This window comes from Ruegeria sp. BHSB196, from assembly GCF_059613135.1.
Window position 1 is genome coordinate 47,578 of sequence record NZ_JBXWRY010000016.1, and the last position, 23,205, is coordinate 70,782.

At 64.0% G+C, this 23,205-nt stretch carries 23 protein-coding genes; 11 read left to right on the top strand and 12 right to left on the bottom strand.

The window, feature by feature from the left end:
* Positions 1–14: 14 nt before the first annotated feature.
* The 8 genes from AC2FNJ_RS10010 to hpaR form a co-directional block, all read right to left on the bottom strand.
* On the bottom strand, positions 15–1,514 hold the full coding sequence (locus tag AC2FNJ_RS10010) for a TRAP transporter large permease (RefSeq protein WP_496764086.1): 1,500 nt from the start codon (positions 1,512–1,514) through the stop codon (positions 15–17).
* On the bottom strand, positions 1,511–2,095 hold the full coding sequence (locus AC2FNJ_RS10015) for a TRAP transporter small permease (RefSeq protein ID WP_496764087.1): 585 nt from the start codon (positions 2,093–2,095) through the stop codon (positions 1,511–1,513). Before AC2FNJ_RS10015 ends, AC2FNJ_RS10010 begins: the two co-directional genes overlap by 4 nt.
* Before the next feature lie 70 nt (positions 2,096–2,165).
* The gene (locus AC2FNJ_RS10020; protein WP_496764088.1) at positions 2,166–3,224 is read right to left on the bottom strand and encodes a TRAP transporter substrate-binding protein; all 1,059 of its coding nucleotides are present in this window, start codon (positions 3,222–3,224) and stop codon (positions 2,166–2,168) included.
* A 79-nt stretch (positions 3,225–3,303) separates the two neighbouring features.
* Positions 3,304–4,497 (bottom strand): 3-hydroxybenzoate 6-monooxygenase, encoded by a 1,194-nt coding sequence (locus AC2FNJ_RS10025; protein WP_496764089.1) that lies wholly within the window; start codon positions 4,495–4,497, stop codon positions 3,304–3,306.
* A 2-nt stretch (positions 4,498–4,499) separates the two neighbouring features.
* The gene (locus AC2FNJ_RS10030) at positions 4,500–5,198 is read right to left on the bottom strand and encodes a fumarylacetoacetate hydrolase family protein (protein WP_496764090.1); all 699 of its coding nucleotides are present in this window, start codon (positions 5,196–5,198) and stop codon (positions 4,500–4,502) included.
* Positions 5,195–6,229 carry a cupin domain-containing protein gene (locus tag AC2FNJ_RS10035; RefSeq protein ID WP_496764091.1) on the bottom strand — a complete coding sequence of 345 codons (1,035 nt, stop codon included), beginning with the start codon at positions 6,227–6,229 and terminating at the stop codon, positions 5,195–5,197. Before AC2FNJ_RS10035 ends, AC2FNJ_RS10030 begins: the two co-directional genes overlap by 4 nt.
* Positions 6,230–7,083: 854 nt before the next feature.
* On the bottom strand, positions 7,084–8,013 hold the full coding sequence (locus AC2FNJ_RS10040) for a LysR substrate-binding domain-containing protein (protein WP_496764092.1): 930 nt from the start codon (positions 8,011–8,013) through the stop codon (positions 7,084–7,086).
* Between the two features lie 64 nt (positions 8,014–8,077).
* Complete coding sequence (gene hpaR / locus AC2FNJ_RS10045) at positions 8,078–8,512, bottom strand: homoprotocatechuate degradation operon regulator HpaR (protein ID WP_496764093.1); 435 nt, start codon at positions 8,510–8,512, stop codon at positions 8,078–8,080.
* Between the two features lie 160 nt (positions 8,513–8,672).
* Here hpaR and AC2FNJ_RS10050 point away from each other — a divergent pair, with 160 nt between their 5' ends.
* The 7 genes from AC2FNJ_RS10050 to AC2FNJ_RS10080 all read left to right on the top strand — a co-directional run bounded on the left by AC2FNJ_RS10050 (position 8,673) and on the right by AC2FNJ_RS10080 (position 15,910).
* Positions 8,673–10,088 (top strand): pyridoxal phosphate-dependent decarboxylase family protein, encoded by a 1,416-nt coding sequence (locus AC2FNJ_RS10050; RefSeq protein WP_496764094.1) that lies wholly within the window; start codon positions 8,673–8,675, stop codon positions 10,086–10,088.
* Positions 10,089–10,159: 71 nt separating this feature from the next.
* On the top strand, positions 10,160–10,930 hold the full coding sequence (locus AC2FNJ_RS10055; protein WP_496764095.1) for an HpcH/HpaI aldolase family protein: 771 nt from the start codon (positions 10,160–10,162) through the stop codon (positions 10,928–10,930).
* Positions 10,931–11,039: 109 nt separating this feature from the next.
* Positions 11,040–12,215, top strand: a complete 1,176-nt coding sequence (locus AC2FNJ_RS10060; RefSeq protein WP_496764096.1) for a substrate-binding domain-containing protein — start codon at positions 11,040–11,042, stop codon at positions 12,213–12,215.
* 70 nt (positions 12,216–12,285) lie between these two features.
* Positions 12,286–13,050, top strand: coding sequence for an ABC transporter ATP-binding protein (locus tag AC2FNJ_RS10065; protein ID WP_496764097.1), 765 nt, complete (start codon positions 12,286–12,288; stop codon positions 13,048–13,050).
* Positions 13,043–13,765: an ABC transporter ATP-binding protein gene (locus tag AC2FNJ_RS10070; RefSeq protein ID WP_496764098.1), complete on the top strand. Its 723-nt coding sequence runs from the start codon at positions 13,043–13,045 to the stop codon at positions 13,763–13,765. Before AC2FNJ_RS10065 ends, AC2FNJ_RS10070 begins: the two co-directional genes overlap by 8 nt.
* A 61-nt stretch (positions 13,766–13,826) precedes the next feature.
* Positions 13,827–14,858, top strand: coding sequence for a branched-chain amino acid ABC transporter permease (locus AC2FNJ_RS10075; RefSeq protein WP_496764099.1), 1,032 nt, complete (start codon positions 13,827–13,829; stop codon positions 14,856–14,858).
* Entirely contained in the window at positions 14,855–15,910 is a 1,056-nt protein-coding gene (locus AC2FNJ_RS10080) for a branched-chain amino acid ABC transporter permease (RefSeq protein WP_496764100.1), read from the top strand. Before AC2FNJ_RS10075 ends, AC2FNJ_RS10080 begins: the two co-directional genes overlap by 4 nt.
* Positions 15,911–15,912: 2 nt before the next feature.
* On the opposite strand, the gene AC2FNJ_RS10085 is transcribed toward AC2FNJ_RS10080, so the two are convergent.
* A complete protein-coding gene (locus tag AC2FNJ_RS10085; RefSeq protein ID WP_496764101.1) occupies positions 15,913–17,055 on the bottom strand; it encodes a DUF3095 domain-containing protein in 1,143 nt (380 codons plus the stop codon).
* A 135-nt stretch (positions 17,056–17,190) separates the two neighbouring features.
* On the opposite strand from AC2FNJ_RS10085, the gene AC2FNJ_RS10090 reads away from it, so the two are divergent.
* The 3 genes from AC2FNJ_RS10090 to AC2FNJ_RS10100 all read left to right on the top strand — a co-directional run bounded on the left by AC2FNJ_RS10090 (position 17,191) and on the right by AC2FNJ_RS10100 (position 20,567).
* A complete protein-coding gene (locus AC2FNJ_RS10090) occupies positions 17,191–18,363 on the top strand; it encodes an MFS transporter (protein WP_496764102.1) in 1,173 nt (390 codons plus the stop codon).
* Positions 18,364–18,396: 33 nt separating this feature from the next.
* Positions 18,397–19,431 carry a glycosyltransferase family 4 protein gene (locus AC2FNJ_RS10095; RefSeq protein ID WP_496764103.1) on the top strand — a complete coding sequence of 345 codons (1,035 nt, stop codon included), beginning with the start codon at positions 18,397–18,399 and terminating at the stop codon, positions 19,429–19,431.
* A gap of 113 nt (positions 19,432–19,544) precedes the next feature.
* Positions 19,545–20,567, top strand: coding sequence for an aspartate-semialdehyde dehydrogenase (locus AC2FNJ_RS10100; RefSeq protein ID WP_496764104.1), 1,023 nt, complete (start codon positions 19,545–19,547; stop codon positions 20,565–20,567).
* Positions 20,568–20,619: 52 nt separating this feature from the next.
* On the opposite strand, the gene AC2FNJ_RS10105 is transcribed toward AC2FNJ_RS10100, so the two are convergent.
* The 3 genes from AC2FNJ_RS10105 to AC2FNJ_RS10115 form a co-directional block, all read right to left on the bottom strand.
* On the bottom strand, positions 20,620–20,931 hold the full coding sequence (locus AC2FNJ_RS10105; RefSeq protein ID WP_496764105.1) for a DUF3240 family protein: 312 nt from the start codon (positions 20,929–20,931) through the stop codon (positions 20,620–20,622).
* 4 nt (positions 20,932–20,935) lie between these two features.
* Positions 20,936–21,913, bottom strand: coding sequence for a sodium-dependent bicarbonate transport family permease (locus AC2FNJ_RS10110; protein WP_496764106.1), 978 nt, complete (start codon positions 21,911–21,913; stop codon positions 20,936–20,938).
* Positions 21,914–21,974: 61 nt separating this feature from the next.
* On the bottom strand, positions 21,975–22,625 hold the full coding sequence (locus tag AC2FNJ_RS10115; RefSeq protein WP_496764107.1) for a carbonic anhydrase: 651 nt from the start codon (positions 22,623–22,625) through the stop codon (positions 21,975–21,977).
* Positions 22,626–22,815: 190 nt separating this feature from the next.
* Between AC2FNJ_RS10115 and AC2FNJ_RS10120 the strand changes: the two genes are divergently transcribed.
* Complete coding sequence (locus AC2FNJ_RS10120; RefSeq protein WP_496764108.1) at positions 22,816–23,160, top strand: hypothetical protein; 345 nt, start codon at positions 22,816–22,818, stop codon at positions 23,158–23,160.
* Positions 23,161–23,205: the final 45 nt, after the last annotated feature.

Below are 23,205 nucleotides of genomic sequence, written 5' to 3' on the forward strand. Positions count from 1 at the left end.
CGGGCTGAAACCGTTCAGCCCGGCAATAGAAACAACGTGATCGTCGGAAAAGCGACGAGGATGATGACCCGAACGATGTCCGAGGCCACGAAGAACAGAACGGCCTTGTAGGTCTCGATGATCCGCGTGGTTCGGTCCATCGCGTTGATGATGAACAGGTTCATGCCAACCGGTGGCGTGATCAGCCCGACCTCGACGACGATGAGGACCAGGATACCGAACCAGATCGCGACATATTCCGCCTCGATCCGGTTCGCCATGCCGCGGGTGACGCGGATGCCCAATTCCTTCATCTGCTCGCGCGTGAGTTCGGTGCCGGTGGCGATGGCCTCCTGGATCGAGGCCAGCATTTCGGCCCCCATCCCTTGCGGGACACCGTTTCTGAGCACCTCCATCGCCGCTTCGGCCTGCATGGCAGGCAGCGAGACCAGGTTGAAATCCATCGCCGAGATCACGGGGAAAAAGATCGGGATGGTCAGCAGGATCATCGAAAGGCTGTCCATCAGGCAGCCGAAGACGAGATAGAAGCACAGGATCAGCGCCAGAACGACCCAGGGTGAAAACCCCTGGCTGACGACATAGTTCGACAGTTCCTGCGGCACCTGCGTGAGGGCGAGAAAGCCGTTGTAGAACCCCGCGCCCAGAATGATGAAAAAGATCATTGCCGTCGAACGGGCGGTGACGATGAAGCTGTCGGCGAGCGAAGCCCGGGTCAGCCCCCCGTTGAACCACGCGATGACGCCGGTGCCAAAGGCCCCGACTGCCGCGCCTTCGGTCGGGGTGAACCAGCCCAGATATATGCCGCCGACCACGAGCCCGAACACCAACAGAACCGGCCAGACCTGCAGCAGCGCCGCAAACCGCTCGGAATAGGGCACCGGCGGCCGTGTTCCCGCACTCTCGGGATAGAGTCGCACATAGATGGAAATGGCGATGACATAGCCCAGCGCCGCCATGATCCCGGGGATGAAGGCGGCGAGGAACAGTTTGGCGATGTTCTGCTCGGTCAGGATGGCGTAGATCACCAGAACCACCGAGGGCGGGATCAGGATACCAAGCGTCCCGCCCGCTGCCAGTGTCGCGGTCGAGAAGCCGCCGGCATAGCCATATTGCTTGAGCTCGGGCAGCGCGACACGGCCCATCGTGGCGGCGGTGGCCAGCGACGACCCGCAGATCGCGCCAAAACCCGCGCAGGCGCCGATCGAGGCCATGGCGACGCCCCCACGCCGATGGCCCAGCCAGCCTTCGGCGGCTCGGAACAACGCGTTCGACATGCCGCCCAGCGTCGCGAAATGCCCCATCAGCAGGAACATCGGCACGATGGTCAGCGAATAGCTGGAAAAGGTGGTGTAGGTTTCGTTCTTGAGGCGGGCAAAGGCGACCTGCGTGCCGCCGGTCACCAGGATGAGGCCCACCAGACCGACAAGAAACATGGCCAGCCCGATCGGCACCCGCAGAAAGATCAGCACCATCAAGGCGGGAAAGGACGCGATTCCGATTTCCAGCGCGGTCAATGGGTTGCCTCCACACCGTCCCAGATCAGGATGCGGCCGGTCGCGAATTCATAGGTCCGGATGCAGGCCATGTAGACGCCGACGATGGCCGCCGCCAGAGACGCGGCAAAGCTGAGCGCATAGGCCCACCAGATCGGGAACTGCAGCAGAAAGGTGGTCTCGCCGTATTCCTTCTTGCTCATCATGCCGTCGAACAGCTTCCACGCGATCAGGATCAGGACGCCCGCGAACACGATCTCAGTCACCATCCGCAGAAACCGGTTGACGCCCTTGGGAAAGGTATTCGCCAGGATATCCACCGACGCGTGCCCCGCGGTGATCTGACATAGCGGCAGGAAACAGAAGATGGCAAAGGCCACGCCGGCCTCGACCAGTTCGAAATCGCCGTTGACGGGTCCGATCCCGATCCCGATTGCCCAGTCGGAAAAGCCGGGCGCGATGCCCTGCATGAACGCGCCGTGAAAAAACCCGTTCAGCAAACGGCCCAGGATCGACACGCATGTCAAAAGGATCAGGGCGCTCAGAACGATCCCGCCGATGATGGCCAGGGTTCTGGCCAACCCCATCATGACTTTCTGCATTGGTCCTCGATCTGTTGCGGGGACGAACGGCCACGGCGCCGAGGCGCCGCGGCCTTGTCTTGCGCCGGTATCAGTTGGTGTATTGCGGCGTGTATTTCTCGATCAGCATCTGCGCCTCTTCGATCAGCGCCTTGCCGTCCTTGCCCTTGGACTCCATGTCGGCGATCCATTCGTCATAGATCGGCTGCGCCAGCGCGCGCCACTCCTCGACGCCAGCTTCGTCGATGGTGATGATGTTGTTGCCCAGATCCTCGGCGACCACGCGGGCCGGTCCGTCGGCATCCGCTTGGGTGCCGCCGGCGAAGACCGAGAATTCGAGCCCCGAATTGTCGTCGATCACCTTTTTCAGATCGTCGGGCAGGCTGTCATACTTGTCCTTGTTCATCGCCAGCACGAAGGTCAGCGTATACAGCGCGCGGCCCTCGAACTCGGTGTGGTTCTCAACCAGTTCCGGCACTTTCAGGGCGGTCGTCACCTCCCACGGGATCGTGGTGCCGTCGATCACGCCCTTGCTCAGTCCTTCGGGCACCGCCGGCACCGGCATCCCGACCGGAGTCGCGCCCAGCTTGGTCAGCAACGAATTGACCGAACGCGAGCCGCCCCGGATCTTCATGCCCTGCAGATCCTCGGGGCTTTCCACCGGGTCGGCGGTATGCAGCATTCCGGGACCGTGCACCCAGGTTCCAAGAATGTGGACATCCTTGAACTCGTCATCCTTCATGTGCTTTTCGAACATCTCCCAATAGGCGCGGCTGACCGCCCGCGCATTGGTCATCATGAACGGCAGTTCGAAGACTTCGGTGCTGGGAAATCGGCCCGGCGTGTAGCCGACCACGGTCCAGACGACATCGGCAACGCCGTCGATCGCCTGGTCCATCAGTTCCGGCGGCTTGCCGCCGAGCTGCATGGACGGGTACCGCTCGACCTTGATCCGGCCATCCGAATCCTTTTCCACATTGTCCGCCCAGATATCTAGAACCAGTTTCGGCACGTTGGCCTGTGCCGGCAGGAACTGGTGCAGTTTCAGCGTGACTTCCTGCGCCAGCGCGGTTCCGGCGCTGAAACCGGTGGCCAGTGCCGCGACGGCCGCGCCGCCAATCACGCCCAAAAGCGTTCTCCGATAGGTCATGTCATCCTCCCTTTGACCCCTCTTTTAGCAATATAATGCCAACTTGCCTTCACAATGCAATATATTGCTCACACTCCGATCAGGCGAACACCGCGCCCTCCAGACCCGTACTTCCGTACAGCCATTCGACCGCATCGTACCACTGTTCGGGGGACTTGGCGCTCATGATCCTGTTTCGCAGCGCCGCATGGGCCCCGTCGGGGTGATAGATGTGTTCTCCGATTTCCCGAGACTGCAACTGAACCCGTGCTGTGCGCAAGCGTCGTCTTTCCTGATAGTCCCGCAAAATGCTCTCAACCGCACCGCCGGTCTCGAAAAGCGCCGCGAGACACACCGCGTCCTCCATCGCCATGCAGGCGCCCTGCGCAAAATACTGCAGCATCGGATGCGCCGCATCGCCCAACAGGGCGACCCGGCCATCGGTCCACTGCATGACCGGATCCCGGTCGCACAGAACCCAGAGCTTCCAGTCCCGCCCCTTGTCGATCACCTGCCGGGCCACTGGGCTGACATGATCGAAGCCCTTGCGCACTTCGTCATGCGACACCGGCATTCCGGCTACCGGCTCCGGGGCGTCGTTGTGATAGGTGACGACGAGGTTGAAGCTTTTCCAGCCCGAGAGCGGGTAATGCACGATATGGCAGCGCGGTCCGGCCCACAGCGTCGCGGCGTTCCAGCGCAGGTCTTCCGGCATGTCCTCGATCGGGATCACCGAACGATAGGTCGTATGTCCGGACACCCGCGGCGGTCCGTCATCGCGCATTTGCGCCCGTACCTTGGACCAAAGCCCATCGGCGCCGATCAGCGCCTTTCCCTGGATGCGGGTGCCGTCCTGGAGGATGGCGAACACCGTTTCACCGTCCTGCGCATAGCCGGCGACCGCGCTGTCGGTGCGCAACTCGACCAGCGGACTGTCCCGGCACGCCCTCAGGAAGACGCCGTGCAGCTCGCCGCGATGCACGACCGCATAAGGGTTGCCCATCCGTGCGCGGAACTCATCGCCCAACGGGATGCGCGTGATCTCGTCGCCGGTCAGCGCATCCATCAGTCGCAGGTTGTCGATATAGACCGCCATGGCCCGCGCGGCATCTCCGACCCCGAGAAAGTCGAAGGCGTGAAACGCGTTCGGCCCAAGCTGGATGCCCGCGCCGATCTCGCCGAATCGCGCGGCCTTTTCCAGCACCAGAACCCGTTCACCGCGCTGCGCAAGACCGATTGCCGCCGCCAATCCCCCAATGCCGCCGCCAGCGATCAGGATGCGGTCGGCGGCCATGGTCAGCCCGCCTCGGCCAGCGTCAGGCGGATCGGCTCCAGCCCGTCTATTCCGCCGGTGATCACATCCCCCGCCAGCACCGGGCCGACACCGGCCGGCGTGCCGGTCAGGATCAAGTCGCCGGGACGCAAATGATAAAAGCCCGACAGGTGGCCGATGATCTCGTCGATCTTCCAGATGAGTTCGGCAAGCGTCGCATCCTGCTTTACCTCGTCATTGACCGCCAGATGGATGCGCGTATCGTCCGCGGGCGTCCAGTCCGCCGCCTTGGTCATGGGCGCAAAGACCGCGCCGTTCTCGACATCCTTTCCCAGATCCCAGGGGCGCTGCTTGTTGCGTTCGCGGATCTGCAGATCCCGCCGCGTCATGTCGAGCGCACAGCCATAGGCATAGACCGCGCGCCAAGCCTCGTCCCTGGTCGCGCGAAACACCGGTTGGCCGATGGCCAGCGCCAATTCCATCTCGTAGTGATAATTCTCCGTTCCCGGCGGATAGGGAACCGTGGCACCCGAAAGGACCGCATTGGATGCCGACTTGGTGAAATAGAACGGCGCTTCGCGATCCACTTCCTGTCCCATTTCAGCGGCGTGGGCCGCATAGTTCCGGCCCACGCAAAAGATGCGGCCGATCGGATAGGTTGCCGCTTCGCCCCGTACCGGAATGCCCGGAACCTGCGGGAGGCTGAACAGGCTTTCAGTCATCGCGGGCGCTCCTCGTAGTAGCCGAGCTTGTCTTGCAGGGGGCGGTCGTGAATGCGGATCAGAAACGCATCGGACGACGCGGCATGGCTTATGTCGGCAAAGATCGGCGCGGTGAAGGTATCCTTGGACCGCCAGCGAACCGTCTCGCCGTTGACGACCGACTCGCCGTCGCCGCTGACGACATGAAACGCGCAGGACGACGACCGGAACGGGGCGGCATGCGATTGGCCCGCGCGCAGCAGCATCGCCGTGAACCCGAGCGTCGGCAACACGTCCTGTCCCGTTTCGGGGTTGATGTAGTCCAGTTCGGCGACGTCCTGGCCGTATTCCGCCATCTCGCGCAGCGCCGCCTCGGTCCGTTTCCACGGATAACGCATCATCGGATAGCGGCGGGCGCCCGATCCGGCGCGGCGCGAGGGCGCAAGACCGGCCGCGCGGTACTCGACCTGGCTGGCGTCCGGACGGTTTCTTTGCGCCTGCAACTCGCCTTCGATGGCATAGGATCCTTCGAGATAGAGGAAAAGCGGCAGATCCAGCGCGTCAAGCCAGACCACCGGTTCGTCGCCGTCATGGCTGTGATCGTGCCACTCACCGCCCGGCGTCAGCACCAGATCGCCCTCTTCCATCGGCAGGCGCTCACCATCCACAACCGTGTAGCCACCGGTTCCTTCCACGATGATCCGCACCGCCGACGGCGTGTGGCGATGTGCGGGCGCCTTTTCGCCGGGAAGCAGCAGCTGCAGACCGAGATAGATGGTCGCGGTCGCCTGCATCGCCCCGACGCCACGCCCCGGGTCCGAAAGCACCAGTACCCGGCGTTCGGCCTTTTCCACCGGGGTCAATTCACCGGCGCGCAGCAACAGCGGGCGAACGATGTCGTAGCTCCAGTATCCCGGCCGCGACACCGGTTGCGGGGCACCATGCGGCAGGACGTTGCGCATCATGGGCCACAAGGGGGCGACGCCCGCCTGCTCCAGTTCGCTGAGATAGTCCGGCGGCAGGTCTTCGAGTGTTCCCAGTTTCTGTGCCAAACGACCCCTCCCCCCGTCGGTTGCGGCTCCGGCTTCTACCTTATTGAGTCCTGCGATCCGCGCAAGGATGGCCCGTCACAGTCGCATTCCGGGGAATCGGACCAACGGCCGGCGCGGCGCGCCATATGTTGCCGGCAACCAGCGATTGAACCGGCGCGATTTCGCGCAATCGAGACATCCTTTCCCATTGCAACCTGCCGAGGAGTGGGATCCGCGCTAGAGTCGGCAAATCCCCATCTGGCAACGTGACGTGGTTGGCCAATCGGGGGATTATTCAACCGTGTGGGGATCGGCGACATGCAATTCGCCTCCGTTCGATGGCTTCACGACCTCGAGGCTTTCGCCTTGATCCAAGGCCGTTTTCGCCGCCGTGCTTCCGTTTGGTGGCGCGATGCGGCTTCCCGCGTGTGTTTCACCGAGATTTTATCGCGCCATCAGGTTGGATTTCGCGGCGAATGTACTACAGTTAAAATCGAGCAGGACCGGACGCTTGAACGCCAAAGCCGGCGGGCCACTCACTCGGGGCGGCTTGGATGCCGTCAGAGGGGCGAAGGACACCGGTACCTGCCGAAAAGCGGGGAGGAAACCCTCGCGAGAACAACTTTTCGGGGCATGAACAAACACGACCGATCCATCAAGTATCGGCAAAGGAATGCTTCAGGGCGCTCCGGTCAGGGAAGTCGCACCCACGTTCCACTGACCCGGGACGGTCTCATTTCAGACCATCACCTGCCCTGCGGCACGGGCCGGAATCCCGGGGAACACCGGGATGTTCCGGCCCTGGGCCAGGCAAAGTAACGCAATCCATCCTGGCCCCCTCGCCGGAGAAAACCCCCCTCTTCTCCGGCGGGGCCTCAGAAATCCGGATCCGAACGGCGATCCGCCTCGGCCCGGCTCAGCACCCAGTCGCGAACCTTGACCGCATCATCGGACAGCCGCCGGGACTGCGACCAGACCAGATAGAAACCGTTGCCAGTCCGCCAGGCCCATTCCTTGCGCGCGGCCAACTGCCCCCTGTCGATCAGACCCCGGACAACATGGTTCCAGCCAAAGGAAAACCCCTCGCCGTTCAACGCCGCCTGCAGGACAAGCGCATAGTCGTTGAGCCTCAGTCCCGCGGAAATGTCGCAGCCCGAAATGCCGTGATGTGCGAACCATTGCCGCCAGCTTGGCCGCGCGCGAATGGGTTCCTCCAGATGGATCAGGCGTTCGTGCAGCAGATTGGGAATGGTGCGCAGGTTGCGCGCGCCGTGCATGACCTGCGGGCTGGCAACCGGATAGATCACCTCGTCCGCGATGAGCGCCGCGTCATATCCAGGCCAGGAGCCGTTTCCCAATCGTATGGCCAGGCTGATATCCTCTTCGTCGAGATCCGGTTCGCGATCGCTGATCTGCATGCGCAAATCCACCTGAGGATGTTTCTGCCGCAGGTCGTGAACCCGCGGCATCATCCAGTAGTAGGAAAACGCGGTCGAGGAATTCAGCGTGACGTGCCGGTCCTTGGGCGTCCTGCGGATGTCGGCGGCGCAGTTTTCGATGTCGTTCAGCGCCCGCGCTGCCGTGGCATACAGTCTCTGGCCAGCTTCGGTCAGTTCGACGCTGCGATGCCGCCGGATGAACAGGTGAACGCCCAGCGCCGATTCCAGTTGCTTGATCGCGGCGCTGACCGAAGGCTGCTGGATGCTCAGCTCCTCGGCGGCGCGCGTGAAGGATTTCGTGCGGGCTGCCGCCTCGAAGATGATCAGATTGCGCGGCGAGTGCAGCAGTTTCCAAAGGTTTCGCATAGATTGCATCTATCCAACTGCAGGCCTGGCGATCAAGCGGAACGCAATCGTTCCATGCTTGGCCTCAGTCCTTCAGGTCGTGCAACTCGTTGAGCAGGTCCAGAAGCGTTTCGTACCGCTCCGCCCCCATCTGGGCCCTTAGACGTTCGGCCGCCCGGACGCTGGTGCTCAGATTGTCATGGATGATCTGCCGCCCTTCTCGCGTGATGCGGATCACCTGTTTCCTGCGGTCACGATCGTCCGGGCGGCGTTCGATAAGTTCTTTTTTTTCAAGCTTTTGCAAAATGCGGGTCAGGCTTGGCAGCAACAGGCAGGCGCGTTCCGCGATGCGGGTCGGATCTTGCGGCCCCTCTTCCTGCAACACCCTGAGAACCCGCCATTGCTGTTCGGTGATGCCGACATCGGCCAGCATGGCGCGGATCGGGCCCATCACCTTTTCCCGCGCCCTGAGCAGCGCGATCGGCAAAGACCTGGATGTCAGAGGTAAATCATTGTTCATGCCGAATTTTTGCCGAATTCCCTTACGTAAGCAACACACGAGTACGTAGGGTCGTTTGACAGAATCGGTTTTTTATTTGACATGTTAATTAACATGCGCGTTCCGCGCCGATGGCGAGGCCGCCGGCGGTGCGGCAAAGGAATACCGGACGGAGCCAGACATGAATTGGGACGAATTCGCCGATTGGGGGCGCAAGATCGCGGATTGGGCGCGGGAGTATCACCTGACCGTCGGTCAACGCCCGGTCCGGGCCCGCACCGAACCGGGAGAGGTGCTGCAGGCCCTGCCGGAGACCCCACCGGAAACCCCCGAAGCGATGGAGGTCATCTTTCGCGATTTCGAGGACATCGTGATGCCGGGGATCACCCATTGGCAGCATCCCCGGTTCTTCGCCTATTTCAACTCGAACGCCTCGGCGCCGTCGGTTCTGGCCGAGTTTCTGGCCAGCGCCATCGCGCCGCAATGCATGTTGTGGCAGACCTCTCCGGCGGCGACCGAGATGGAAACGCGGATGATGGATTGGCTGCGTCAGGCGCTGGACCTGCCCAAGGGCTTCGCGGGTGTCATCCAGGATTCGGCGTCCTCGGCCACTCTGGCCGCCGTGCTGACCATGCGGGAAAAGGCGCTGGACTGGCAGGGCAACCAGCAGGGGATGTTCGGGCAGAAACCGCTGCGCGTCTATTGTTCGTCCGAGGTGCACACCTCGATCGACCGGGCCATCTGGGTGGCCGGGATCGGTCAGGAGAACCTGGTGCGCATCCCGATCAAGGGCGACTGGAGGGGAATGGATCCGGCGGCTTTGGAGGCCGCGATAAAGGCCGATCTGGAGGCCGGACAGCACCCCGCCGGGGTGATCCTGTGTGTCGGGGGCACCGGCACCGGCGCAACCGATCCTGTCGATCGGTGTCTTGAAATTGCAGCCAAATATGGTCTCTACAGCCACGTGGATGCGGCCTGGGCCGGATCGGCGATGATCTGTCCGGAATACCGCCACTACTGGCCCGGCATCGAAAAGGCCGACAGCATCGTGTTCAACCCGCATAAATGGCTGGGCGTGCAGTTCGATTGCTGCGCGCATTTCCTGAAGAATCCGGACGATCTGGTTCAGACATTGGCGATCAGCCCCGAGTATCTCAAGACCCACGGCAAGGACGGGATCATCAACTATTCCGAATGGTCGGTGCCGCTGGGCCGCCGGTTCCGGGCGCTGAAACTGTGGTTCGTGATCCGCACCTACGGGTTGGAAGGGCTGCGCCAGCGGCTGCGCAACCACATCGATTGGTCGCGGGCCTTGCACGACAGGCTGGCGGCCGAGCCCGACTTTGAAATCGTCACTCCGCCGATGTGGTCGCTCTGGACCTTCCGTTTTGTACCAGCCCGAAACGCCGATTTGGATGATTTGAACCAGCGCTTGGTGAACGCCATCAACGACGACGGCCGGATCTATCTGACGCAAACCCGCGTGGACGGCGACTTGGTGATCCGGTTTCAGGCCGGCCAGTTCGAAACGACCGAGGCGGATGTGATGATGGCCCATGAGGTGATCACCGAAGTTGCGCGTGCCCTGTCAGACTGATCGGGCTGGACGCCAGCCCACGGCTGCGTATCGTGTCCCAGATCCCCAACCGTCCATCCGGGAGTTCGCCCATGCCCGCCCCCACCAACAGTTTCAAACAGGCGCTTGCGCGCGGAGACCGGCTGATCGGATGCTGGATGAGCTTTGGCGAGGCCAGCGTGGCCGAGGTCATGGGCACCACCGGCTTCGACTGGCTGGTGATCGACGCCGAGCATGGCCCGAACGACATCCGGTCGATTCGGGATCAGCTGATGGCGCTGGCGGCAAGCCCGGCGCATCCGGTGGTTCGGGTTCCTATCGGCGAAACCTGGATCATCAAGCAGGTACTGGATGCCGGGGCGCAGACCGTCCTGGTGCCGATCGTGGAAAGCGCCGCGCAGGCGCGCGACCTGGTGCGCGCCTGCCGCTATCCGCCCGAGGGCGCGCGCGGCGTCGGCGCAACCTCGGCCCGCGCCACCATGTTCGGCTCGGTCCCCGACTACGTTCAGACCGCCGACCGGGAAATCTGCCTGCTGGTGCAGGTCGAGAACCGGGCCGGGATCGCGGCGCTGGACGACATCCTGCAGGTCGAAGGCATCGACGGCGTGTTCATCGGACCTTCGGACCTTTCGACCGACATGGGATATGCGGGCAACGGCGCCGCGCCCGAGGTCCGCGCGGTGATCGCCGACGCGCTCGCGCGCATCAAGGCCGCGGGAAAGGCGCCCGGCATTCTGGGAACGACCGACGAGGCCGCACAAGCCTATCTGGATCTTGGAGCGCAGTTTCTGGCCGTGGGTCTGGACGTGATGATCCTGGCCAGAAACGCCCGCGACCTGTCGGCAAAGTGGAAGGGCAAGTAAGGGAATACGTATTTCCGCATAATTGACCCAAACGCCCTTGCGACATTAGCCTGCATACATTCAGAAATTGCAGCGCCGAAACCGAGGCGCGCCATCGGGGAGGATAATCGTGAAACGCATTTTGTGCGCAGGGATGGTGTCTGCGCTGGCCCTGGCATCCGCCGCCGCCGCCGACATCAAGATCGCTCATGTCTATGGCAAGACCGGCCCGTTCGAAGCCTATGCCAAGCAGTCCCATGACGGGCTGATGCTGGGGCTGGAATACGCAACGGGCGGCACCATGGAGATCGACGGCGAAAAGATCGTCGTGATCGAAAAGGACACCCAGCTCAAGCCGGAGAACGGCAAGGCCCTTCTGGAAGAGGCCTATGGCGACGACGAGGTGGATCTGGCCGTCGGCCCGGTCAGCTCGGGCGTGGCCCTGGCGATGCTGCCGGTGGCCGAGGAGTACGAGAAGCTGCTGATCGTGGAGCCGGCCGTGGCCGACTCGATCACCGGCGAGAACTGGAACCGCTATGTCTTCCGCACCGGGCGGAACTCGTCGCAGGACGCCGTGGCCAACGCCATCGCGCTGGCCGGCGAGAACGTGCACATCGCGACGCTGGCGCAGGACTATGCCTTTGGCCGTGACGGCATCGCCGCCTTCAAGGAGGCGTTGGAAGGGGCAGGCAGCGGCATCGTGCACGAGGAATACGTGCCGACCGACACAACCGATTTCACCGCCGCGGCGGAACGGATCTTCAACGCGATGAAGGATCTGGACGGCGAAAAGCGCCTGTTCATCATCTGGGCCGGTGGCGGCAACCCCATGGGCAAGATCAACGCCATGGATCCGGGCCGGTTCGGAATCGAGATCGCCACCGGCGGCAACATCCTGGCCGCGATGAAGGGGTACAAGGATTTCCCCGGCATGCAGGGGGCGACCTATTACTACTATGAAATCCCGGACAACCCGGTGAACGACTGGCTGGTGAAGGAGCATCAGGAACGCTTCGGCACGCCGCCGGATTTCTTCACCGCGGGCGGCATGGCGGCCGGCATCGCGATCGTCGAGGCGATCAAGAAGGCAGGCGGCACCGATACCGAGGCCCTGATCGAAGCGATGGAAGGCATGGAGTGGGAGACGCCGAAGGGCAAGATGATGTTCCGCCCCGAGGATCACCAGGCGCTGCAATCCATGTACCACTTCAAGATCAAGGTGGATGACAACGTGGAATGGGCCATTCCGGAGCTTGTCCGTGAACTGACGATCGACGACCTGCCGATCCCGGTTCGCAACCAGTAATCCCCGTGGACTTGGCCGGTCCGGAGGCCCCGTGTCTCCGGGCCGGTTTTTTGAAAGACGAACACGACCGATGACACCCCCTATCCTGGCGACCGAGGCTCTGACCGTCCGCTTTGGCGGGCACGTGGCGGTGGACGCCGTGACCTGCGCCTTTCAGGCCGGCGAGCTGACCGCCATCGTCGGCCCCAACGGGGCGGGCAAGACCACCTATTTCAATCTGATCTCGGGTCAGATTCCGGCAAGCTCGGGCAAGGTGCTGCTGCGCGGCCGCGAGATTTCCGCGCTGTCGGTGTCGCAGCGGACCCGCGCCGGGATCGGGCGGGCATTCCAGCTGACCAACCTGTTTCCGAACCTTTCGGTGCTGGAAAACGTGCGGCTTGTGGTGCAGGCCAAGGCCCATCAGGGGTTCAACCTGCTGTCCATGGCCAGCCGCCACACCGAACTGACCGAAGCGGCCGAAGGAATTCTGGAGCGGGTGCGGCTGTTGGACAACCGCGATCAGATCGTGTCGGAACTGTCGCACGGCCACCAGCGCAAGCTGGAGGTGGCGCTGCTGATCGCGCTCGATCCGGATGTGTACATGTTCGACGAACCGACCGCGGGCATGAGCGTGGACGAGGCGCCGGTGGTGCTGGACCTGATCTCGGACCTCAAGGCGCAGAAGGACCGGACGATCCTGCTGGTCGAGCACAAGATGGACGTGATCCGGACCCTGGCCGACCGCATCATCGTGCTGCACAACGGAGCCCTGGCCGCGGACGGACCGCCGGCCGAGGTCATGGCCTCGGACGTGGTGCAGGAGGCTTACATGGGCCGGGAGCTGGAAGATGTCTGATCCCATTCTGAGGCTCGAAGGGGTCTATACCAACATCGCGCAGTACCACATCCTGCAGGGCGTCGATCTGGAGGTGCCGCGCGGCGCGGTGACGATGCTGCTGGGGCGCAACGGCGTGGGCAAGACCACGACGCTGCGCACGATCATCGGCCACTGGCGCGCGCATCGCGGCCGCATCCTGCTGGACGGCGAGGACATCACCACGACACCGACCCCGGCGATCGCACGGGCCGGCGTCGGGTTCGTGCCCGAGGACATGGGCATCTTCGCCGATCTGACGGTGGAGGAGAACATGATCCTGGCCGCCGCGTCCGGGCCGATGGACGCGGCGCGGCTGGATTGGGTGTTTTCGATCTTTCCGCCGCTCAAGACCTTCTGGAAATCCGAGGCGGGGAACCTGTCGGGCGGGCAGAAGCAGATGCTGTCGATCGCGCGGGCGATGGTGGAGGAACGGCGGCTCTACCTGATCGACGAGCCCACCAAGGGCCTGGCGCCGGCGATCATCTCGACCATGGCGCGCGCCCTGCGCGAGCTCAAGGACCAGGGCGCGTCGATCCTGCTGGTGGAACAGAACTTCTCGGTCGCGCGCGCGCTCGGCGACACCGCCTGTGTCATGGATGACGGGCGGATGATCTGGGCGGGGCAGATGCGCGAACTGGCAGGCGACGCGGAGCTGCAGGAGCGGCTGATGGGCCTGAGCATGGAGGCGCACTGAAGCGCCGGCCGAAAGGTGGGAACATGGGTATTTTTGACCAGAAAGAAGCAGGAGGGCAGGCATGACGGCGGCCCCGGAACATGCACCCAAGATGGCGCGGGCCTCGTTCGCGCACCGGATCGCGCCATGGATGCCGGTGCTGCTGATCCCGGCGCTGATCGTGTTCGGGTTCCTGGCGATCCCGAGCGCGACCTCGTGGCTGACGCTGACCGTGTCGGGGCTGGCCATGGGCATGATGATCTTCATCATGGCCTCGGGGCTGACCCTGGTTTTCGGGCTGATGGACGTGATCAATTTCGGCCATGGCGCGTTCGTGTCGGTCGGGGCGTTCGTCGGGGTGTCGGTCCTGCTGGTGCTGGGGCACATGACCGCCGCCCCGTCGCTGGCACTGAACCTGGCGGCGCTGATGGCGGCGGTGTTCGCGGCGATGGCGGCAACCGGCGCGATGGGCTGGGCCTTTGAGAAAGTGATCGTCGAGCCCGTCTATGGCCATCACCTGAAGCAGATCCTGGTGACGATGGGCGGGCTGATCGTGGTCGAACAGCTGATCATCGTGCTGTGGGGGCCCGAGGAGATCTATATCGCGCGCCCCGAGGCCCTGAAGGGGGCCGTGACCTTTGCCGGCGCGGCCATCGAAAAATACCGGCTGGTGGCGGTGGGCATCGGCCTGGTGGTGTTTCTGGCCATGCGATGGGTTCTGCGCCACACCAAGATCGGTCTGATCGTGCGGGCCGGCGTCGAGAACGGCGAGATGGTGCAGGCGCTGGGCTACCGGCTGCGGCTGGTCTTCGTCGGCGTCTTCATCGCCGGCTCGGCCCTGGCCGGTCTGGGCGGGGTGATGTGGGGCCTCTATCAGGAGGTCATCACCGCCCATATGGGCAATCAGGCGCTGATCCTGATCTTCATCGTGGTGATCATTGGCGGGCTGGGCAGCGTCGAGGGCTGTTTCCTCGGGGCGCTGCTGGTCGGGCTGATGCAGAACTATGTGGCGTTCCTGGAGCCCAAGGTGGCGCTGATCTCGAATATCGGCCTGATGGTCGCGATCCTGATGTGGCGCCCGATGGGCATGATCCCGGTGGTGAAGGCGAAATGATCAAAGCAGTTCTTTCGGGCGACACGCCCCGTTCGGTTCTCCTGGCGCTGATCCTCGGCGTCATCCTGGTCTGCCTGGCGCTGGCGCCGTTCCTGTTTCCCGGTGTGCGCACGGTGGATACGGCCGCGCGGATCTGCATCTTCGTCGTGCTGGTGGCGAGTTATGACCTGCTTTTGGGCTATGGCGGCATCGTCAGCTTCGCGCATACCATGTTCTTCGGCATCGGCGCCTATGGCGTGGCGCTGGCCTCGACCCATATGGGGCGCGGGTTCGATGCGTTGCTGGTCGGCTCGGTCGCGGGGGCGGCGCTGGCGGCGGTGCTGGCGCTGATCATCGGGCTGTTTTCGCTGCGCGTCAGGGCGATCTTTTTCGCCATGATCACGCTGGCGGTCGCGTCGGCGGTCGCCGTGCTGGTCAGCCAGTTGTCGGGCCTGACCGGGGGCGAGGACGGGCTGACCTTTCAGACGCCGCGCGCGCTGGGGCCGGCCTTCAGGTTCGGCGACGAGCTGTTCGGGGTGAAGCTGAACGGCAAGCTGCTGGCCTATTACCTGATCTTCTTCGGCAGCCTGATCCTGTTCCTGCTGATGCTGCGGGTGGTGAATTCGCCCTTTGGCCGGGTGCTGCAGGCGATCAGGGAAAACGACTTCCGGGCCGAGGCCATCGGATACCGGGTGGTGCATTACCGGGTCGCCGCGACCTGCCTTTCGGCGGCCGTCGCCGCGCTGGCCGGCAGCCTCTACGCGATCTGGCTGCGCTATGTGGGGCCGGATACGGCACTGTCGATGGAGATCATGATCGACATCCTGCTGATGGTGGTGATCGGCGGCATGGGCACGATGTATGGCGCGGTGATCGGCGCGACGGTTCTGGTGATCGCGCAGAACTATCTCCAGAACCTGATGGGGGTGGCCTCGGGCGTGGTGGACGGGCTGCCGGTGCTGCCCGAACTGCTGAGCGCGGACCGTTGGCTGCTGTGGTTGGGCGTGCTGTTCATCCTGTCGGTCTATTTCTTCCCGACCGGCGTCGTCGGACGGTTGCGCGCGGCCCGCTAGGGTCACGCGCGCATCGCGGCGGCGGCCTGGGTATAGCCGCCGGATGCGCCGTCGATGAAATGCACGTGATCGTCCTGCATCGCCGATGGCACGATGCAGGTCATCATCGCCTCGTCCTGCGCGTGCAGGCCAAAGCGGATCTTGCCGCGCGCGCGGGCCTCGTCCAGCAGCTGTTCGATCCGCTGCCGCGTGTCCCGGTCGCAATCGAGCGTCATCTTCAGCCCATCGTCGAATTTCCGGAAATCGGCATTGCTGGAGACCATCCGCTTGTAACGGACCGGGTCGAAGTCGCCCAAGTGGATGCCGGTCCGGAACAGCAGCCAGATCAAAAGGTTCTGACCCAGAAGCACGGTTTTCTTCAGGGTCAGGTTGCTCCGGCCGCGGGCCACATGCGCATCCAGGCTGAGGCCCGGCGGCGGCCATCGGATCGGCGGCCCCGCAGCCGGAACCGGGTGACCGCCGCGCTCCAGCCCGTCCGCCGCTTCGACGATGCGCCGGGCCAGATCGGCAAAATCGCGCTCGGTCGCCTGCGGGGTCGGCTGCACCACGATCGACAGGATGTGGCCGTTCGTGGCCCGGCTGTTGGCCCAGCGGCAGGACAGGCCCGTGAGGTCCGGCTGCGCGCCGGGATCGGCCGGAGGCACCTGGAACGCACCCTCTTTCATCCGGGCCTCGGCCCAGGTGAGGCCGCCGCCCGAGAACATCGCATAGTCCACGCCGTCCGACGCGGCGAATCGCGCGACCCGCACGTCCCGCCCCGTCGCGCGGATCTCGGCGACCGGCACCAAAGCGGCGCGCATGGAGATCTGAAACTCCTCTTCGGCCCAGCGACGGAGCGCGGCGAGCACCCGCTCGGCGCGTTGCCCGACCTCGCCGGGCACGGCAAAGGACGCCCCGTCGCCGCCGAAGACATAGGGAAACACCTGTCCGCCGAGTTCGTTGATCATGGCCGAGATGACCGCGGCGCCGACCATGTTCACGGTCTTGTAGCGGCCCCGTTCGATCTCGCCGGTGGAGTTGACGATGTCGGCAACGCCGACCACCCAATCCGGCGGGACCGGCGCGAAACGCGACGGTTCGGCCAGCTGGGAAAAATCCCGCAGAGGTGAAAGCCGATCGTAAAAGGACACCTGCCCGGATTCCATCGCCATCCTCCCGTTTGCCCCAAGATAACCCGGTTGCGGGCTTTGTCAGCCGGCTGAAACCAATCGCACACGGTTGTGTGCAGGCGCGGAACGTGCCAACCATCCGTGAGCGGCGGCACCGGGGAAGATGGGACGATGCAGGCAGGGTTGGTGGTTTTGTGTCTGGCCTATGTTCTCAGCCAGTTCTTCCGCGCCTTTCTGGCGGTTCTGGCGGCCGATCTGGGGCGCGACATCGGCGCGATGCCCGAGGATCTGGCCTTTGCCTCGGGGCTTTGGTTCATCACCTTTGCGCTGATGCAGCTGCCGGTGGGATGGGCGCTGGACCGGATCGGGCCGCGCCGGACGGCGGCCGTGCTGCTGTTTCTGGGCGGCGGCGGCGGTGCCGGGCTGTTCGCGGTCGCGACGGCGCCGGTTCACATCGGCCTGGCGATGGTTCTGATCGGCGTGGGCTGTTCGCCGGTGCTGATGGCGTCCTATTTCATTTTCGCCCGCGAGTTTCCGCCCGCGAAATTCGCCACGCTGGCGGCGGTGATGCTGGGTGTCGGGTCGGTCGGCAATCTGGTGGCCTCCTACCCTACCGCGCTGGCGGTCGAACTGGTCGGCTGGCGGGCCACACTGGCGGCGCTTGCCGCGATCTCGGCGGCGGTCGCCGTCGGCATCTGGCTGAGCGTCCGCGATCCGGAACGGGTCTCGGCCGATCAGAAAGGGTCGGTTCTGGACCTGCTGAAACAGCCGGTATTGTGGGCGATCCTGCCGCTGATGCTGGTCAACTATGCCCCGGCCGCCGCGCTGCGCGGGCTTTGGGCCGGGCCCTATCTGCGCGATGTCTTCGATCTGGGCACCACCCAGATCGGGCAGGCCACGCTGGTGATGGGCGCGGCGATGATCGCGGGGACGTTCTGTTACGGGCCGCTGGATCGGCTGTTTCGCACCCGAAAATGGGTCATCCTGGGCGGCAACGTGCTGGGCGCGGCGGCGCTGGCGCTGTTGGTTCTCTGGATCGATCATGCGGTTTGGACATCCGTCGCGCTGATGGCGGTGATCGGGTTCATGGGGGCGTCCTTTCCCGTCCTCATGGCGCATGGCCGGGCTTTCATCCCGCCGCATCTGGTCGGGCGGGGTGTCACCCTGCTGAACCTGTTCGGCATCGGCGGGGTCGGGCTCATGCAGTTCGTGACCGGGCGAATCCATGCCGGAACCGTCGCGGCCGGCGCGACCGCGCCCTATGTCGCGATTTTCGGCTTTTTTGCACTCGCGCTTGCGCTGGGATGCGCGATCTACATATTCAGCCGGGACAGCATCGACTAAGGCCGCGCCGGCGGCCCGGTTCAGGAGATCCACGTGACAGACCCGCGAGTCCTCGCCCCCAACCTCAAGCGCAGGCTTTCGGGCGTGACCGCGACGATCGCGCGGCTGGTGCCGTTGCAGGCCCGGTGGATCGACATCGCCGCCACGGGTCCGGGCCTGCCGGCGTACGTTCCACACTTCCCGCTGGCGCGGGTGCCGTTCCTGCCGCGCGGCACGCTGCGGGTCTGGCACGCACGGCGGAACACGGAAATGCTGCTGGGGCTGGTGCTGCGCGGCGTGGTCCGGATGCGGTTGAAGCTGCTGTTCACCAGCGCGTCACAGCGCAAGCACACCGGGTACACGAAGTGGCTGATCTCGAAGATGGATGCCGTAGTCGCCACCTCGCGCAAGACCGCCGGGTATCTGGAGCGCGACGCCCGCGTCATCATGCATGGCATCAACCTGCAGGACTTCACGCCGCCCGAGGACCGTGCCGCGCTGCGCGCCAGCCTGGGATTGCCCGACGGGCTGCTGCTGGGCTGCTACGGGCGTATTCGGCACCAGAAGGGTACGGATGCCTTCGTCGATGCGATGATCGAACTCTGCGGGCAGTACGCGGACGCGACGGGCATCGTCATGGGGCGGGCCACGGAAAAGCATGTGGGCTTTCTGAACGGGCTCAAGGACAAGGTCGCCGAGGCCGGCCTGTCGGACCGCATCCTGTTCAAGCCCGAGGTCACGGTGGACCGGATCGCCGAGTGGTATCAGGTGCTGGACCTTTTCATCGCGCCGCAGCGGTGGGAGGGGTTCGGGCTGACCCCGCTCGAGGCGATGGCCTGCGGCGTGCCGGTGGTGGCCACCGATGTGGGTGCGTTTTCCGAGATCGTGACCGACCCCGCGCTGGGCCGGATCGTGCCGCCGGACGACATACCGGCGCTGGCCGGGGCCGCGTCCGAAATGCTGGCCGACCGCGATTCCCTTGCGCTCTGGGGCCAGGCCGCCCGCGCCCATGTGGAACGGCATTTCGACATCGAGGGCGAGGCCAGGGCGCTGGTCGAGGTCTATCGTTCCCTGCTGGGCGAAACCTGAGACACCCCGCCGCGTCCCAATTCGGCGTTATTCGTCGAAAACCGCCCCAGAGACCCTTTTTTATTCCCCGCAACGCGGCTATGTACGCGCGTCCTTAGTACAGGAGACAGAACATGGGCTATCGCGTCGTCGTCGTCGGCGCCACGGGCAATGTGGGCCGCGAAATGCTGAACATTCTGGCCGAGCGCCAGTTTCCGGTGGACGAACTTGCCGCTTTGGCAAGCCGTCGTTCGCTGGGCACCGAAGTCAGCTTTGGCGACAAGACACTCAAGACCCAGGATCTGGACACGTTCGATTTCACCGGCTGGGACATGGCGCTGTTCGCCGTGGGATCGGCCGCGACCAAGGATTACGCCCCCAAGGCGGCCGCCGCCGGTTGCGTGGTGATCGACAACTCGTCGCTCTATCGCTACGACCCCGAAATCCCGCTGATCGTGCCGGAAGTGAACCCGCAGGCGATCCACGACTACAAGAACAAGAACATCATCGCCAACCCCAACTGCTCGACCGCGCAGATGGTCGTTGCGCTGAAGCCGCTGCACGATCGCGCCAGGATCAAGCGCGTCGTGGTCTCGACCTACCAGTCGGTCTCGGGCGCGGGCAAGGAAGGCATGGACGAGCTGTGGGACCAGACCAAGGCCGTCTACAACCCGATCAACGAGGTCGAGCCGAAGAAGTTCCAGAAGCAGATCGCTTTCAACGTCATTCCGCATATCGACGTGTTCATGGAGGACGGCTCGACCAAGGAAGAATGGAAGATGGTCGCCGAGACCAAGAAGATCGTCGATCCGTCGATCAAGGTCACGGCAACCTGCGTGCGCGTTCCGGTTTTCGTCGGACATTCCGAAGCGGTGAACATCGAGTTCGAGGAGTTCCTGGACGAGGACGAAGCCCGCGACATCCTGCGCGAAAGCCCCGGCATCATGGTGATCGACAAACGCGAGGCCGGGGGTTACGTGACGCCGGTCGAATGCGTCGGCGATTTCGCCACCTTCATCAGCCGCATCCGGCAGGATTCGACCGTGGAAAACGGCCTGAACCTGTGGTGCGTGTCGGACAATTTGCGCAAGGGCGCGGCGCTGAACGCGGTTCAGATCGCCGAATTGCTGGGCCGCGAGGTTCTGAAAAAGGGGTAAGCCCCAAGGAAGGGGTTTTGGCGGGGCATCCGAAAGGGTGCCCCTTTCCTGTTCAGAACCGTTCGGCGCGCAGCACCTGGCAATCCGTGATGCTGACCACGCCGATATGGGTGTCCACCACGGAGAAAGCCGCTTCGAGAAGCTGGTCCAGGCGTTCGGGGCGGATGATGCAGATGACCTGAACCATGCCGCTGGCCCGGCTGACCTGGCCGGAGCGGCTCCATTCGCCGGATCGCCCGGATCCACCGAACACCGGCAGGATCGTGAAGCCCGTGACCCCGGCCTCGATCAACGCATCGGTCAGGCGCGACCTCATGATGGCTTCGATGGTGATCTCTACCCTTTTGGCGGCATGTGTCTGCATCGGATTATCCTCCGGTCACGGTCCGGGCCACGGCGACATAGAGCGGCAGACCCAGGGTCAGGTTGAATGGGAATGTAATGCCCAGCGACAGTGTCAGGTAGATGGAAGGGTTCGCCTCGGGCACGGCAACGCGCATCGCCGCCGGCACGGCGATGTACGAGGCCGACGCGCCCAGCACCATCAACAGCACGGTTCCGCCCGTGGACAGACCCAGAAGCAGCGCGCCCGCCAATCCGGCGCTGGCCCCGATAAGGGGCATCAGCACGCCAAAACCCAGCAGACCCGGCCCGATCAAGCCGCGCCCGCTGCGCAGCCCGCGTCCGGCGACGATCCCCATGTCGAGCAGGAACAGGCACAGGACGCCCTTGAACGGCGACACGACAAAGGCGCTGATTTCGGCCAGACCTTCCTCGCCCGTTGCCCAGCCGATGGCGAACGAGCCGATGAGCAGGACGATGGACCCGTTCAGGGCGATCTCGCGCCAGAGACCCGCGTCCATCTGGCGTGCGCCGCCGCCGCGGGAAATCAGCCAGAGCGCCGAGAGGATCGCCGGCGCTTCCATCGCCGCTGCGACGGCGACCATGTAGCCTTCGTAGATCAGGCCCTGGCTTTCCAGCACCGATGTGCCCGCCACATAGGTCACGATCGAGATCGAGCCGTAATGCGCGGCCACCGCGCCGGCGTTCACGTGATCGAGGTTGGTCAGCACCCGCAACAGCGCGAACGCGATCAGCGGCAACAAGGCGGACAGGGCTACGCCCACGAGGAGCGAGAACCCCAGGGTCGCATCGATCCCGTGCGAAGCGACGCTGACGCCGCCCTTGAAACCGATGGCAAACAGAAGGTAGATCGACATCGCCTTGGCGATGGCTTCGGGGATTGTCAGATCCGACCGTGCCAGCGATGCCGCCAGCCCCAGCACGAAACTCAGGATGATCGGCGAGATCAGGTTTTCCGCCGTCAGCGAAAGAAGCTGTTCCATTGTTGTTCACGCCCCTAATTGAACTGTTGTTCAATTATAACCGTTGCCAGAAATGTAAAGGCTAGACCGGCACGAATTTGTTCACGGTCGGGTCGTAACATTCCAACCCGCCCTTCTCGATATCGGTCCACAGGCCATGGACGCTGAGCTTTCCGGCATCGACGGCCGACGCGATGAACGGAAAGGTCATCAGGTTTTCCAGCGAGGCGATGACGGCGAATTTCTCGAACGCGCGCGCCTGATCGGCGCCATCGGCGATGTCGGAAACGAGATCGAATTTCGGTCTGAGAATATCCATCCAGCGCCCCACGAAGCTTTCCTTGACCTCCAGCTGAGGCGCCTGGCCGGTGCACATGTCGATGCAACCCTGAACGCCGCCGCACTGGGAGTGGCCCAGCACGATCAGATGCGACACGTTCAGCGAAGTGACCGCGTATTCGATGGCGGCGCTGGTGCCGTGGTGGTGGCCGTCGGGCGCATAGGGCGGCACGAGGTTGGCGATGTTGCGGTGAATGAAGAACTCGCCCTGTTCGGCCCCGAAGATCGACGTGACATGCACCCGGCTGTCGCAGCAGGAAATCACCATCGCGCGGGGGCGCTGGCCCTCGGCCGCAAGGCGCCGGTACCAGGCCTGGTTCTCGGAATAGGTCGTGGCCTTCCAGCCATGGTATCGATGTATCAGATAGCTCGGCAGAGGTTTGGCATGTTCCATTCACTTGTCCCCGGTATTTGGTGCTGCCGGCTCGTCTAGTCCGAATTGAAGCAAAATTCGAGACATTATCCGCATCAACGGCAACCTTTTGGCAACCCCCGCGGCAACAGGATGTCTGCGCGCCGTGGGGGTGCAAACGATTGGGGTGAACGTGGTGGAGAAAGTGATCACACTCGTTCAGAGGGAATCCGTGCGGCTTGATCCGGACCCTCTGGGCCGTCTTTACGATCAATTGGGCGAATCCGGGGCCGAGGACGTGGTGTGCCGGGCCATCGAGGAACTGGCGATGCGCCTGTCCAGATGCGAACGCATGTGGCGCAAACAGGACTGGTACGGGCTGCGCAAGGGCGCGCGTTCGATCGTGGCCATCGCCAGGCAGATCGGAATGACCGAACTGGCCAGGGTGGCGGGCGACGTGACCGTTTCGGTGGATGGCGGCGATCAGGTGGCGGCCAGCGCCACCCTGTTCCGGTTGATCCGGGTCGGAGAGCGCTCGCTGACCGCCGTTTGGGACCAGCAGAACCTTTCCGTGTGACGGGACTTGCGGGCGCCCTGCAGCGCGATAGTCTGGGCCGGAACC